We start from the raw sequence: 14,471 nt of genomic DNA on the forward strand, positions 1-14,471 counted from the left end.
GCGACCCATATCATTGGGGCGCCATTCTACACTTTCTCGAAAATGAATACGATTATCTTAGCGGCTGGCTAATCGTCCAGCTCCACCACGCGATTACGCCACACGGCTACTGCGATGAACAACCACCCCAGCAGGAAGCAGACGCCGCCCATAGGGGTCACAGGGCCAGTCCACTTGCTACCCACCAACACGTAGAGGTAGAGGGAACCGGAAAACATCACTATGCCCAACAGGAACAGGTAGCCCGCCCAGTCGATCAGGCGCGACTTGAGCCAGTGACCGCTAAAGGCCACGGCGATCAGGGCAAAGGTGTGATAGAACTGATACTCGACCCCTAGATTAAAGATGTCGATCATCTCTGGCGTGGTCACCTGCTTGAGTCCATGGGCGCCGAAGGCTCCCAGGGCCACGGCTAAAAAACCACTCAAGGCTGCCAGCAATAGAAAACCTTTACGCATCTAACCCCCTAATAAATTGAATACTGTGTGAGACTGCCAAATCCAGATTAGCGCTTTGGCTCGTACCTGACGACTTTCTTGGTAAAAAACTATGATCGCCATCGGTTAACCACTCGAGTTTGGCCTTAAAAGGTGCAAGCCAAGGTTCGACCTGCCCCTTGGCGCCAAATTTATCGCGCTCCCCCTGTATCACCAAGAGCGGCGCCTGACACTCGGCGATAGGCTCGAGTCTGGGCTCGCCCCCTTTGGGCGGCACGAAGGGATAACCCAAACAGATAACCCCATCGACCGCTTGCTCGCCAGCGAGTATCGCCGCCATGCGTCCGCCCATGGACTTGCCCATGACTATAAGGCACTTGGGCTTATAGACCTCACGCACCGTCTCTAACAGCAGGCCAAAATCCTTAATCAGCTTAGGCGCCCTGTCCGGCGGCCTGCGCTTACCATCTATGGCGTTGCTGCGCATGTAGGGAAAGTTAAAGCGGATCACCCCAAGCCCCTGGCCTGCGAGACGCTCAGCCATCTGCGCCATGAAATCGTGTGCCATGTTGGCCCCAGCGCCATGGGCCAGCACCACTAAGGTGTCGCAGGCCAGCGCATTGTCATCCAGCGGGCCCGAGAATAGGCACTGGCTCGCGGGCAACTCGGCCGCCTCGAGCCGTGCATTTAATTTTTGGGTAAAACTCATCTTGCCTCTTTATGTTTGGCTCACCCCCCATGAAGAGCGTAGCCAGGTAATTCAATCGGGTTAGCCCGGCAGTAGTTCGCTGCGAGACTCCTCTTCGAACATGTCGAGCATCCACTTTCTGAAAGCAACAATCTTGCCTATCTCGGCATGATTCTGCTGACACACCAGATAATAGGCGTTCTTACTCACCAACACCTCGGGGAAAGGACACACCAAGCGCCCGGCCTTGATGTCGGGACGGGCCAACACGCTGTAACCCAAGGCGACCCCCTGACCGTGAGCGGCGGCCTGCAATACCAGGGAGGAGTGACTGAAGATGGGGCCCTGGTTCACATTAATGTCATTAATTCCACATTGTCTAAACCAAGCCTGCCAATCATGACGGCTAGAATCATGCAACAGGGTGTGATGTTTCAGGTCGCTCGGCTGGGATAACGGCTTGGGGCCGCTGAGCAACATGGGCGAACAGACAGGGATCAACACCTCGTTTCTCAGCTTATCGGCGCGCAGCCCTGGCCAGTTGCCCATGCCGTAATAGATGGCCACATCCACGTCGTCGGTCAGGCTGCTGGTCTCATCGTCCACCGCCTTGATCCGCACGTCGATGTCGGGATTATTCTCGCTGAAATTCGCCAGGCGGGGCACCAACCACTGAATGGCGAAACTAGGCGAAGTGCTTACCGTGAGCGAGCCTATGGCGCTTCGGGCCAGCAATCTGTCGGTGGCATCGGCCAGTTGTACAAAGATATCTTTTATGTCGAGAAAGTAGCCCTGCCCCTCTTCAGTCAGCAGCAAAGATCGGTTCTTACGACGAAAGAGCTTTAGCCCTAAATATTCTTCTAATGCCTTAATCTGATGACTTACTGCGGCCTGTGTCACAAAAAGTTCTTCCGCGGCGCGCGTAAAGCTTAAATGACGGGCTGCTGCCTCGAAAGCCTTCACCGCATTCAATGGAGGTAAACGTCTCGACATAGTGATCCTTGTCTCACATTTTAATTAGTTTTTCTAATCCGTATTGTTACATTTTATCGTTTGTAAAGGGAAGGGGTTTTGGTTAAATTTTGCGCCAACGAAATGATTGAAGTTAGACAGCCTCTACGACGTATTTGGGGAGTGTCTGACACCCCAAGATATGCCGCCCGGAGGCGACCACTATGATTAACTTTAAAACTGTATTTGCCATCGCACTGCTCTCAGCCTCAACCGCTGCCACTGCCGATGAAATCGTTATCGATACCACAGACCTGCATGCCGCCATCAGCGCACAACTGGCCGAAGGCCTAGAGCAGATGCAACAAGATCTGAATGAAGATCTTAACGCCATTCTGGTTGCTCAGAAAGACGAGCAGGCGGACACCAGCGTCAGCGCCCAGCGCGCCGAGTAATCGCCAGTCGGCAGTTAACGATAGCCAGCTGTAAGCAATAGCCAGCTGCAAACACTAAGCAACAAGCCGCGTCTTATGATGCGGCTTTTTTATGCCCGCGAGCTTAACGTCCACCAACACAGCTACCCCATCTCTTGCAGTAAAGGCGAGAGCGACTTGCCAGATACGTTACGTGAGAAGCTAAACAGATCCAAGGCTTTATACCTCGAAGCGTGAAAGTTCTCCATAGAAACAACCCATAAAAAAGGCCGCCCGAAGGCAGCCTTAATCTCGAATGCTTGGCTTTCTAATACTTAGCTTTCTAATACTTAGCTCTCTAATACTTAGCTTTCTAAATACTTAGCTTTCTAATACTTGGCCCTCTAAAGAGAGCCACTTAAAGCCATTATGCGGGGCGATAGACCTTCACGTTGTGATAACCCTGCTCCTGCAGGTAGAGCGCCTGTAGCTTGCTCATGACGCCTCTGTCGCAGTAGAGCAGATAGGTCTTCTCTTTATCGAGATCGGCAAACTGAGTCGCCAACTTGAAGAAAGGAATACACTTCACCTCGATACCATTAAGGTCAAGCGGGCTCTGCTCCTCCTCTTCTGGCGAGCGGATATCAACCACAACCTCACCACCGGATACCGCATCGACAGTCTCAGTCTCGGTGATCTTGGTATCCATGCTGACGGCGATGTCGCGAATATCGATCACCTCGGCGGCTTCCACCACACGGTCGATCAAGTCTTCGGAGAACTTCTCCTCCTCGGCGAGGATCTTACCCATAACCGCCTTCACCGTCGGCTTCTGTGAGATCACGCCGCAATATTCAGGGATCGACTTGGCAAAGTCTTCGGTGCCGATCTCGCGGCTCATGTTGATAATATCTTGCTTATCCATCACGATCAGCGGACGCAGAATCAGCATGTCGGTGCTGCGGTCGATCACATTCAGGTTGGTCAGGGTCTGGCTGGACACCTGCCCCATGGCCTCACCCGTCACCAGCGCCTGAATGCCCATCTTCTCGGCGATACGGCTGGCGGCGCGCATCATCATGCGCTTGAGGATAACGCCCATCTGGCCGTTATCTATCTTCTCCAGGATCTCCTGCACCACAGGATCGAACGGCACAGAGATAAATTTCACCTTATGAGACTCGCCGTACTTCTGCCACAGATGATAGGCCACCTGCTTCACACCTATCTCGTGTTGGTCGCCGCCTAGGTTAAAGAAGCAGTAATGGGTACGAGAGCCGCGCTTGATAAACTGGAAGCTGGAGACACCTGAGTCGAAACCACCCGAGATCAGCGACAGCACATCTTCCTGGGTCGCCATAGGGAAACCGCCCAAGCCGTCGATGCGTTTCTCCACCAGATAAAGATGTTCGTTGTCTATCTCAAGGTTTACCGTCATGTCAGGGTTCTTCAGTCTGACACCGGCCGCCTCGGTAAACTGGTTGAGTCCACCGCCCACGTAGCGCTCTACCTCGATAGAGTTGAACTCATGCTTACCGCTGCGCTTTACCCGCACACAGAAAGTCTTACCGGCCAATTCCTCTTTGTAGAGTGCCAGCGTCTGCTGGTAGATATCGTCCACCGACTCGAAGGTGCTCTCACGCACCTGCAGCACATGGGCGATACCCGGAATACAGGCGAGACGTTCGGCATAACGCTCAATCATCTCTGGCTTGTCTTCTGGCACCCTGACCATGATCTTATCCCACTGGCGCTGCACTCTGGCCTCTTCATCGACCTTGCGCAGCACGTTTCGGATATTGGTTTCAAGCATCTTGGTAAAACGCATTCTTACCGGTTTGCTTTTCATCATGATTTCAGGAAAGAGTTTTACGATAAATTTCATGGGCGTTCCGCGGGAATAATTTTAAACAGCAATCTTGCCATTATACCAAGCCCGGTGCACAAATGCCCATAAATCAGCGACTCGGCAGGGATTTTCTGCCCACATCCCCTTAATGTGCGCAATATTTATTCAGCTTAGGATAATCCGCTCCGAAGAGAGTGGCTGAGGATAGGCTGGTAGAAATGAAAAGCGTCCACTGGTGTGGACGCCTTATCTGAAACTGTTTGCCTTAAGTTAAGACCTAAATAGACAGGCTACTGCTCCACTTGAATCTCGTCTGACTCCTTCGGCTTGCCCTGCTCGATGGCAATTTCGACCCGGCGATTTCGGGCGCGGTTGGCTGCCGAATCGTTCGGCACCAACGGCGCCGTGCTGGCCATGCCCACCACCTTCATCCGCTGCTGGTCAAAGCCCGGCACACGCACCAGCTCATGGGCCACGGCCACGGCGCGTTTACTGGAGAGATCCCAGTTGGAGCTATAGAGTTCGTTGCTGATATTCATATCATCCGTGTGACCGGATACGGTAATGATCCCCGGCACATCCTTGAGCAGCTCGCCCACACGGCGGATCACCGGCTTAAACCTAGGCTGTAAGAAACCAGAGCCCGATGAGAAGGCCCCCTTCTCTCGGATACGTATGATGATCTGCTGCCCCAAGGACTCAATCTCGATCGCCCCATCGACGATCTCCTTATTGAGCTCCTGGGCCATCTTCTTCACCTGATCGTTGATCTGATCCTGTGACGCGGCGTCTTGTTTCTCCTGCTTGGCTTGGGCCTCGGCATCCGCCTCTTCCTGAGCGGTGGATGACGCCTCGCCGCCGCGCTGCTCACCGCGCTGCTGCTGCACGCCGCCGGCGCTGTCGTCTTCACCTGCCTGCACCTCTATGGTGGGCTCGGTCATCTCGTTAGTCTGTTGATTGATGATCTCGATGGGGGTAGGTTCTGGCTTACCGGGGCGAAACTCCAGTGCGATCACCGAGGTGCCCTTGGGAATATCTTTGACTTCAACCTTGTTCTGCACACCGAAGGCATACTTCATCGACCCGGCGATCTGCTTGAACTTCATCACGTCCATCTCGGAGAAGGCGAGCAGCAATACGAAGAAACACATCAATAGCGACATAAGGTCGGCAAAGGTTGCCAACCACATCGGCGCCCCGGCAGGAGGGCAATCGCATTTGACCTTCTTAGCCATCTGGCTATTCCCCGTCCGTCGTGTCTATATTTCGCTGTTTCTCCGAGAGATAGTTCTTCAAGAAACCCTCGATAACCCTGGGGTTTTGGCCGTCTTGAATGGCGAGTACCGCATCCATGATCAGGTTGCGGTTGAGCATCTCTTCGCCCATGCGCAGCGAGAGCTTATCGGCGATCGGCAAGGCGATCATGTTGGCAATCACGGCGCCATAGAGTGTAGTCAACAAGGCCACCGCCATGGCGGGGCCGATAGACTTAGGGTCATCCATGTTAGACAGCATAGCAACCAGACCGATAAGGGTACCTATCATCCCCATGGCAGGTGCTACATCACCCAGCGCCTTAAAGATACTGATCCCCGTCTTATGCCGCTCTTCGGTGAGGGCAATATCCTTCTCCAAGGCTTCGCGCACCACCTCGCCGTCATGGCCGTCCACCAGCATGTCGACCGCCTTCTGCATGAAGCTGTTGCTGATCTCCGCCTCTTCCAGAGCCAGAAAGCCCCCCTTACGAGCGGCATCGGCCATGGTGACCGACTGCTCGATCAACTCGTCCGGCTTATCTATCTTGAACATAAAGGCTTTTGCGGCGATCTTAACCGCACCGAGGAACTGTTTGAGGTTAAATTTCATCATCACCACAAACAGAGAGCCTATCATCACGATAAGCACAGAGGGCACGTCAACAAAGATGGCGATACCGCCACTGCTGACCATAGCTCCGATAATAAAACCAAATGCACCTATCAGGCCTATCAGGGTCGCTAAATCCACAACTCTTCCTCATTTACAGTATCGGCCGTTGCTAATATCTTGATCTCGGGATCAAGCTCTCAGTCAACACCATAATCATCTCGAGACAGGTCTCTACTCTACTCACTCTTGCAACGAAAGGCATCTCCCAGGACCTGGACGACGACACAAAAGTCGTCAATTAGACGGGAATTCGCCTAACCGCATACGGGAGTTTACGATATAATATCTGACAAAATTGAGTATTGTTCTAATTCAATTATCGGACAGCTTACACGCAAGTTTAGCTACAAATTCAATTTTTTATAAAAAAACCTCCTTAAAGCGTGCTATTGCACAAATATACGACAGCGCAATTTGACCCCTAGGGTCGACTGAGATACTTTGTCTGTCGCTAAATTCTTGGGAAAATCACCGTGGCCAAAAAACCTGAAAACCTGACCTTCGAAGAGTCACTCACAGAATTAGAAAACATCGTCACCAGCCTGGAGCAGGGCGATGTCTCTCTGGATGACGCCCTCAAACAATTTGAGCGCGGCATCAATCTGGTCAGAAACAGCCAAGGCAAACTCGAACAGGCCCAACAGAAAGTCTCTATCTTGACCCAGGAACAAGATCAACCCAGCTTGCAACCCTATCTGCCAGAGGGCGAATAATTGCTAAACGAAGCGATAACGCGATACCAGCAGCGCGTCGACGGCCAGCTGCGCCATTTTATCAACGCACAAGACGATACCGAGCCACAACTCAAGGCCGCCATGGAACACGGCGCTCTGATTGGCGGCAAACGTATCCGCCCCTTTCTGGTCTACGCCGTGGGCGAGATGCTGGGTGTACCACTGGAAAGGCTAGATGCCTGCGCTGCCGCCATCGAATGTATTCATGCCTACTCGCTGATCCACGACGATCTCCCGGCCATGGACGACGACGCCCTGCGCCGCGGCCAGCCGACAGTGCATATCGCCTTTAATGAGGCCACCGCCATCCTGGCCGGCGATGCCCTGCAAACTTTGGCCTTCGAGATCATCAGCCAGGAAGGCGGCGAGCTGAGTGCCAGTCAACAACTGGCCATGGTGCGCGCCCTCGCCAAGGCGTCTGGCTACAGCGGCATGTGTGGTGGTCAGGCGATGGATCTTAACGCCACCGACAGACAGATAGATCTCGAGACCTTAAAGCGGTTACACAGATTAAAAACCGGCGCCTTGATTCGCTGTGCAGTAGAATTACCTATCATTGCTGCCAAGGTCACAGATGAGCAAGCGAGCCATCTGTTAACATTTGCCGACGCCATCGGCCTCGCCTTCCAGGTACAAGACGACGTGCTGGACATCATCGCCAGCACAGAAGAGCTGGGTAAGCCCCAGGGCTCGGACTGCGAATCGAACAAGAGTACCTATCCGAAACTACTCGGTTTATCCGGGGCCCAAGCGACTGCGAAAAGTTTGATCGAAGACGCCCTATCAGCGCTGGCTAAATTACCATACAATAGCCAGTTAATTGCCGAATTCGCCCGTTTCATCATAGAGCGAAGAGTATAATAAAGAGCCAAAGAATCTCGCTATGAGTTTGGATATTACGAAATACCCTGTGCTGGCACAGGCCGACACCCCAGATGAATTAAGACAACTTCCCCAGGGTGTGCTACCAAAACTTGCTGACGAACTCAGAAGTTATCTCCTACAGTCGGTAGGCATCTCCAGTGGCCACTTCGCTTCTGGCCTGGGCACGGTCGAGCTGACGGTAGCCCTGCACTATGTCTACAACACGCCATTCGATCGCCTGATCTGGGACGTGGGCCATCAGGCCTATCCCCATAAGATCCTCACGGGTCGCCGGGACAAGATGCCTACCATACGCCAAAAAGGCGGCATTCACCCCTTCCCTTGGCGGGAAGAGAGCGAATATGACACCTTCAGCGTGGGGCACTCAGGCACCTCTATCAGCGCGGCGCTGGCCATGGCCGTTGCCGCCGAGAAAGAACAGGCGGGCCGTAAGGTCGTGGCCGTCATCGGCGACGGCGCCATGACGGGCGGCATGGTATTTGAGGCCATGAACCACGCCGGCGATCTGCACAACGACATGCTGGTCGTGCTCAATGACAACGAGATGTCGATCTCCGAGAACGTCGGTGCGCTGAACAACCACTTGGCGCAACTGATGTCGGGCCGTCTCTACACCACTATTCGCGAAAACAGCAAGAAGGTGCTCAAAGGGATGCCTGTCATCAAAGAGATGGCCAAGCGCACCGAGGAGCATCTCAAGGGCATGGTCGTCCCCGGCACCATGTTTGAGGAGCTGGGCTTTAACTATATCGGCCCTATCGATGGCCATGATGTCGACGCCCTGGTCGAGACTCTGCGCAACATGCGCAACCTCTCCGGCCCGCAGATTCTGCACATCATGACCAAGAAGGGACGAGGCTACGAACCGGCGGAGAAAGACCCCATCGGCTGGCACGCCGTGCCTAAGTTCGATCCTTCCACCTTCGCCAAGCCAGCCGCGAAACCGGCTAACCCCACCTTCTCTCAGGTGTTTGGTCGCTGGCTGTGCGACATGGCTCAGAAGGATGACAAGGTACTGGGGATCACCCCGGCCATGCGTGAAGGCTCAGGCATGGTGGAGTTCTCCCAGCGCTTCCCGAATCAGTATTTCGATGCGGCCATCGCCGAGCAACATGCGGTGACACTCGCCGCCGGCTTCGCATGTGAAGGCTACAAGCCTGTACTGGCGATCTACTCTACCTTCTTGCAACGCGGCTATGATCAGCTGATCCACGACGTGGCGCTGCAGAAACTGCCGGTGATCTTCGCCATCGACCGTGGCGGCATCGTCGGCCCTGACGGCCCGACCCACCAGGGCGCCTTCGATCTCAGCTATATGCGCGCCATTCCTAACATGGTGATCATGGCGCCGTCGGATGAGAACGAATGTCGCCAGATGCTCTACACAGGCTACTGTTACAACGAGGGACCGACGGCGATCCGTTACCCACGTGGCAGCGCCACCGGCGAGCCTCAGGTCGAGACCATGACCGCCTATGAGATTGGCAAGGGCCTGATCAAGCGCGAAGGCAAAAAGATAGCTATCCTCAACTTCGGTACCACGCTGGCATCGGCGAGTCAGGCGGCCGAGGCGCTCGATGCCACCCTGGCAGACATGCGCTTCGTTAAGCCGCTAGATGTGGAGCTGGTGAAACAACTGGCTGCCAGCCATGATCTGCTGGTGACTGTGGAAGAGAACGCCATCATGGGCGGCGCAGGCTCGGGCGTACTCGAACTGCTACAGCAGCTTAAGCTACCTATGCCTGTGCTCAATATCGGCCTGCCCGATGAGTTTATCAAGCATGGCGAGTGCGGCGAGATCCTGGCCGAGCTACAGCTGGATGGCCCGGGCATAGAAGCGCAGATCCGCGCCTATCTGGCGAAGTAAAATCCATTTTATGCGAACAAAAAAGGCCTCATATTGAGGCCTTTTTTATCGCTTTCTTTTACTGACTTAAATCAGCCTCAGCCAATTAAGCCTGAGTATCGACGCTGCCACCGCCCTGAGACACCATCACCATAGCAGGACGCAACAGACGCTCGTTTAGCATATAACCTTTCTGCATCACCATCATCACGGTATTGGCCGGGAACTCCTCGCTAGGCTGCATACCAATCGCCTGGTGATGATCCGGATTAAAGGCTTCACCTTGTGGATCGACCTGGGTCAGACCAAACTTGGCCACGGCGCTGGTGAAGGTCTTCAGGGTCAATTCAACCCCTTCGTAGATAGCCTTGGTGGCCTCATCTTCACTGCTGGTGCCTTGCAGCGCGCGCTCCATGTTATCGATAACAGGTAGCAGCTCGTTGGCAAACTTCTCCAAGGCAAACTTATGGGCCTTCTCGACGTCGATGGCCGCACGGCGACGCACGTTCTCTACCTCGGCGGCGGCGCGGATCACAGAATCTTTCTGCTCTTCCACCTTAGCTTCGGCAGCGGCCAGGGCCTGCTCCAGCTCTTCAACTCGGAAATTAGCTTGGGTAAGCTCGTCCATCAAACTGGCTGCATCTTCAACCACCTCGGTTTCAACGGCTACAGCTTCGGTTTCTTCAATCTGTGGTTCTTGGGCTTTGTTTGACTCTTTGCTCATTGTTACTCCAGCTAAAAATGCTTTGTTTCTGCATGCTCTGGGCATATTATGGGGATCAAATTTGAGGTTTCAAGCCCTAGGGTCTGTTTATCTTTCAGATTTGATTTTTGTTCTATCTAAACGCTTTTTACTCAAGGCCCGCGCTGTGTCGCATACTTATTCTATGTAATAGTACGCCACACGACTCAAGGGGTGTTTAGATGAACCCTTCGGGCAGCTTTTGTAGACCATTTCTACTGCGTTATCGCCCGTTTATGTAGAATAACTACATGACACGGGCTCTGCCTGGGATAAATGGCCTACAAATTGCCGCAAAAACAAACAGGAAAGTTCAACAGCCCCTAAGGCATGGATCAAACAGAAATATGAGCAAAGCGTTTCACTCAATCGGCTTAATCGGCAAACCCCATCACTCAGGGACCCATAAGACCCTCAAACGTCTGCACCACTGGCTGACCATGCAGTCCTATGATGTTTATGTCGAAGAGCGGGTTGCCGCCGAGATAAGCCCACAGGTGAAATCCGTGGATCTGCTGCAGATTGGCGAGTATTGCGATCTGGCGATAGTGGTGGGCGGTGACGGCAATATGCTCGGCGCCGCACGGGTCTTGGCCCGCTTCGATATCGGCGTGATTGGCGTTAACCGCGGCAACCTGGGCTTTCTTACCGACCTGCCCCCAGATACCTTCGAAGAGGCCCTGGGCAAGGTGCTACAGGGCGAGTACGAGACTGAGCACAGGTTCCTGCTGGAATCTGAGGTGCACAGACACGGCGAGATGAAGTCGAGCAACACCGCGGTCAACGAGGCAGTGCTCCACCCGGGCAAGATTGCCCATATGATCGAGTTCGAGGTCTATATCGACGACAAATTCATGTACAGCCAGCGCGCCGACGGCATGATAGTCTCCACCCCAACGGGCTCGACCGCCTACTCGCTGTCTGCCGGTGGCGCCATACTGACGCCGAATCTGGAAGCCCTGATCCTGGTGCCAATGTTTCCCCATACCCTCTCCTGCCGCCCAATCGTGGTAGACGCCTGCAGCATCATTAAGCTGGTCGTGTCGCCGGACAACGGCGACGCCCTGGAGGTGAGCTGTGATGGTCACGTCACTCTGCCTGTATTGCCGGGGGACGAGATCATCGTCAGGCGCAGTAAGGAGCGGCTCAGACTGATCCACCCCAAGGGCTACAACTACTTCCACGTGCTTCGAAACAAACTGGGTTGGGGCAGCAAGCTGTTTTAGGCCACAAGTATCATTAAAAAGCCCGCATCTATCGCGGGCTTCTTGTTAGTTGACCTTATACTCGAGCTGCACGCTCACCTCGGCAGGTACGGGTTTACCATCGACAAACTTAGGGGCGTAGCGCCAGCGCTTGATGGCCTTTAGCGACTCGCGGGTAAACTGCTGTCCCCCTTCAGAGGCCAGCACCACAGGGTCACGCACAAATCCCTGCTCATCCACGGTAAAGGACATCTGGGTCCAGCCTTCCCGTCGATCTCTGGCATAGGAGATAGGGTACTTTGGCGCTTCCCGATAGAGGGGCGCCTGCTCCTGTTCGTCAGACCAGGGCTTCATGCTGCCGATCGCCACACAATGCTGAGTCGACTTGTCGCTCTCGCCTTCGGCCTCATAGATCTCCACCAGACGCGCATGGGCGGCCAGTTTGTAGGGATGGCTAAAGTCGAGCACGGAGAACTGCTTGATCACCTCTTCGAGCAGAGGAACCGCCTTGTCATACTTCTTCTCCGCCGCCTTGATCATGCCGACATAGTAGGTGGCTTTGAGCCTTGACATGGCATCGGCCGGCATCTCTTGGCGATAGATCTCGTAGGCTTCCAGCGCCTCGTCACGTATCTCCCGGGTATAGAAATGGGTCGATGCCAGACCATGAAAGGTCAACATCTTCACCTCGGCCAGCAGCAGCGGCTTATCGGCGTCCTCGGCGATGGCGATCGCCTGCTTAAACAGATCCACCTTCTCTCTCGAGGCGGGCATGGTCTGGGCGGCGCCAATCAAGGGATCGACTAGCTCTATGGCGTCGCGGCCAAAATGTTTTCGATAGACCTGAATGACATTGTTGAAATGCTCGTGGGCGGCCTGAGTCTCGCCACTATCTTGCAGCGCAGTGGCCAAATTAAGCTCGAGATTAACCAGATCGATACTGTCTGATTCGAAATAGCCCTGGCCTAGCTCGTAGGCCTTGGCCGCGGTAAGCGCCACCTGGGCTTTATCTTGCCCGGCCAGCGCCTGCTGATAGGCGGCGTAGCTTTCGCTAAATGGCGAGGCGAAACTTAGGGGCGCAGCGAAGTGCGCGCACAACACCAGGGCGAGGCCTGATAATGACTTCTTCATAGTGAACAAATATCCTTATTTGTGATCCTGCAACATTCTCATATAGAGAATGGCGTCCAGCGATTAGTTTCCTATATAAATTTAAACAGCCTTGCCGAATCTCAGCCGGGATACGCCCACCTTGGCACACCCGGAGTATCGACTCGCAGCGCGGAAACTACAATCGCCACTAGGGTAACAGGAATCCAGGCCAACTTAAATCACTGGCTAATTAAAATCCCTGACTAACTTAAAACATTGGGTTAGTTAACTTCTTGGAAAGCTTAGTTAAAGTGTAAACCATCCAGATGGTCAGCAATAAGGAGCAGCTTGCCAGGGAGATCCAGACGCCTGTAACCCCAAACAGCCAGGCGAACAGATAGAGCACCATGGCGATCAGCACCAGCTTGCTACCTGTCAATATCGAGGCCTCCTTAGGACGGTTGATCGCCTGGAAGAAGGCGGCGCCCACCAGAATAAGTCCCTCAAACGGCAGTCCCCAGAAGTAGAGACGCATCCCCTCTATCGCCACGGGCGTCAGCTCAGAATTATCCCCGGCAAAGATATAAACCAGATATTCTGGCGCCCAGTAGATGAAGGCGACGCCCGCCAGCGCGGTCACCAGGGTCATGATAATGACCAGCCTCAGGGTCTCGAACACCCTGTCGAAACGCTTCGCCCCGGTGTTGAAGCTAAACAGAGGCTGGGTACCGAAGGCTATCCCCTCGAAGATCAGGTAAAACAGCGCCTCGGCGTAGCTCACCACCCCATACGCCGCCACATGAATGGGGCCGCCGACCCAGAGAAACGCCATGTTATGCAGGGTCAGGACGATGGAGAGGTAGAGGTTCATCAAGAAGCTTGGCACGCCGACCCTGAGGATGTTGCTGCAATGATCCAGGTTCAGACGCATCTGCTGCCAGTTGATCCCCAATCGCGTGCGCTTAGTGAAGAAATGCTGCAGGCAGGCGAGCGCAGTGAAGGCCTGACATATCATGGTGGCGATGGCGGCGCCCGCCAGGCCATAGGGAAAGACGACGATCAGCAGCCAATCCAATAACACGTTCAAACAGCCCGAGAGGATAAGCACCAGGGTGACGAAGCCGGGGCGGCCATCGTTGCGCAGCAAGGCGGTAAAGGCGATGGCCAGCACGGGAAAGACCCCGAGGGCAAAATACCAAAACAGATACTGCTCGGCGCTGGTCAGCACCTCCCCTTCGGCCCCGAGCCAGATGAGTATGGTCTGGCTCCAATGGGTACCCAGCAGGGCCAGTCCGGTGCCCGCCAGCAGACAGAGGGTGAAGGCATTACCCAGCAAGTGCCGCGCCCGGGCGACATCTTTAAGCCCCAGATTTATCGACACCAATGATGCGGCGCCCATGCCGATCAGGGCGCCGACGGCGTAGAGTATCGCCCCCACGGGATAGGCCAGCATCATGCCCGCCAGCCCCACCTCGCCAAGGTAATGGCCGACAAACATGCCGTCGATGGCCACATAGACGCCGGTCACCACCATGGAGAGTATGGTGGGAATGGCGTAGCGCCACACCAGCTTAGGGATGGGGGCTGTGGCTAGATCTGAGTGCTCATCACTCTGGTGCGCGGCATGATGCTCGGTCATGATTTTCGGAAAATTTCTCTATCATGTTTGTTGATAATTTGTTGATTCAACACCTAAACGG

General features: G+C 54.4%; 14 protein-coding genes. 5 read left to right on the forward strand and 9 right to left on the reverse strand.

Annotated features, from left to right (window positions below):
* Positions 1 to 68 precede the first annotated feature (68 nt).
* The 3 genes from K0H80_RS14095 to K0H80_RS14105 are packed head-to-tail and all read right to left on the reverse strand — an operon-like array spanning position 69 to position 2,118.
* Entirely contained in the window at positions 69 to 458 is a 390-nt protein-coding gene (locus K0H80_RS14095) for a DUF423 domain-containing protein (RefSeq protein WP_041509171.1), read from the reverse strand.
* Positions 451 to 1,146 carry an alpha/beta family hydrolase gene (locus tag K0H80_RS14100; protein ID WP_220071988.1) on the reverse strand — a complete coding sequence of 232 codons (696 nt, stop codon included), beginning with the start codon at positions 1,144 to 1,146 and terminating at the stop codon, positions 451 to 453. Before K0H80_RS14100 ends, K0H80_RS14095 begins: the two co-directional genes overlap by 8 nt.
* A 60-nt stretch (positions 1,147 to 1,206) precedes the next feature.
* Positions 1,207 to 2,118 (reverse strand): transcriptional regulator GcvA, encoded by a 912-nt coding sequence (locus tag K0H80_RS14105; RefSeq protein WP_011866561.1) that lies wholly within the window; start codon positions 2,116 to 2,118, stop codon positions 1,207 to 1,209.
* 182 nt (positions 2,119 to 2,300) lie between these two features.
* Here K0H80_RS14105 and K0H80_RS14110 point away from each other — a divergent pair, with 182 nt between their 5' ends.
* Complete coding sequence (locus tag K0H80_RS14110; protein WP_011866562.1) at positions 2,301 to 2,531, forward strand: hypothetical protein; 231 nt, start codon at positions 2,301 to 2,303, stop codon at positions 2,529 to 2,531.
* 385 nt (positions 2,532 to 2,916) lie between these two features.
* On the opposite strand, the gene thiI is transcribed toward K0H80_RS14110, so the two are convergent.
* The 3 genes from thiI to pomA form a co-directional block, all read right to left on the reverse strand.
* Positions 2,917 to 4,374 carry a tRNA uracil 4-sulfurtransferase ThiI gene (gene thiI / locus K0H80_RS14115; RefSeq protein WP_220071989.1) on the reverse strand — a complete coding sequence of 486 codons (1,458 nt, stop codon included), beginning with the start codon at positions 4,372 to 4,374 and terminating at the stop codon, positions 2,917 to 2,919.
* 254 nt (positions 4,375 to 4,628) lie between these two features.
* A complete protein-coding gene (locus K0H80_RS14120) occupies positions 4,629 to 5,573 on the reverse strand; it encodes a flagellar motor protein MotB (RefSeq protein WP_220043034.1) in 945 nt (314 codons plus the stop codon).
* Between the two features lie 4 nt (positions 5,574 to 5,577).
* On the reverse strand, positions 5,578 to 6,345 hold the full coding sequence (gene pomA, locus K0H80_RS14125) for a flagellar motor protein PomA (RefSeq protein ID WP_220043035.1): 768 nt from the start codon (positions 6,343 to 6,345) through the stop codon (positions 5,578 to 5,580).
* Between the two features lie 395 nt (positions 6,346 to 6,740).
* On the opposite strand from pomA, the gene xseB reads away from it, so the two are divergent.
* Genes xseB through dxs form a run of 3 tightly spaced genes read left to right on the forward strand, consistent with a single transcriptional unit; the run spans position 6,741 to position 9,753 of the window.
* Positions 6,741 to 6,980, forward strand: a complete 240-nt coding sequence (gene xseB / locus K0H80_RS14130; RefSeq protein WP_011866566.1) for an exodeoxyribonuclease VII small subunit — start codon at positions 6,741 to 6,743, stop codon at positions 6,978 to 6,980.
* The gene (gene ispA, locus K0H80_RS14135) at positions 6,981 to 7,862 is read left to right on the forward strand and encodes a (2E,6E)-farnesyl diphosphate synthase (RefSeq protein WP_011866567.1); all 882 of its coding nucleotides are present in this window, start codon (positions 6,981 to 6,983) and stop codon (positions 7,860 to 7,862) included.
* Between the two features lie 22 nt (positions 7,863 to 7,884).
* On the forward strand, positions 7,885 to 9,753 hold the full coding sequence (gene dxs / locus K0H80_RS14140) for a 1-deoxy-D-xylulose-5-phosphate synthase (RefSeq protein ID WP_220071990.1): 1,869 nt from the start codon (positions 7,885 to 7,887) through the stop codon (positions 9,751 to 9,753).
* 85 nt (positions 9,754 to 9,838) lie between these two features.
* On the opposite strand, the gene grpE is transcribed toward dxs, so the two are convergent.
* On the reverse strand, positions 9,839 to 10,456 hold the full coding sequence (gene grpE / locus K0H80_RS14145) for a nucleotide exchange factor GrpE (protein WP_220071991.1): 618 nt from the start codon (positions 10,454 to 10,456) through the stop codon (positions 9,839 to 9,841).
* Positions 10,457 to 10,821: 365 nt separating this feature from the next.
* Here grpE and nadK point away from each other — a divergent pair, with 365 nt between their 5' ends.
* Positions 10,822 to 11,700 (forward strand): NAD(+) kinase, encoded by an 879-nt coding sequence (gene nadK, locus K0H80_RS14150; protein WP_220071992.1) that lies wholly within the window; start codon positions 10,822 to 10,824, stop codon positions 11,698 to 11,700.
* Positions 11,701 to 11,745: 45 nt separating this feature from the next.
* On the opposite strand, the gene K0H80_RS14155 is transcribed toward nadK, so the two are convergent.
* Complete coding sequence (locus K0H80_RS14155) at positions 11,746 to 12,810, reverse strand: TonB family protein (RefSeq protein WP_220071993.1); 1,065 nt, start codon at positions 12,808 to 12,810, stop codon at positions 11,746 to 11,748.
* Between the two features lie 229 nt (positions 12,811 to 13,039).
* Positions 13,040 to 14,410 carry an MATE family efflux transporter gene (locus K0H80_RS14160; protein WP_220071994.1) on the reverse strand — a complete coding sequence of 457 codons (1,371 nt, stop codon included), beginning with the start codon at positions 14,408 to 14,410 and terminating at the stop codon, positions 13,040 to 13,042.
* Positions 14,411 to 14,471: the final 61 nt, after the last annotated feature.

It is taken from the genome of Shewanella aegiceratis (assembly GCF_019457495.1).
Classification (GTDB): Bacteria; Pseudomonadota; Gammaproteobacteria; order Enterobacterales; family Shewanellaceae; genus Shewanella; species Shewanella loihica.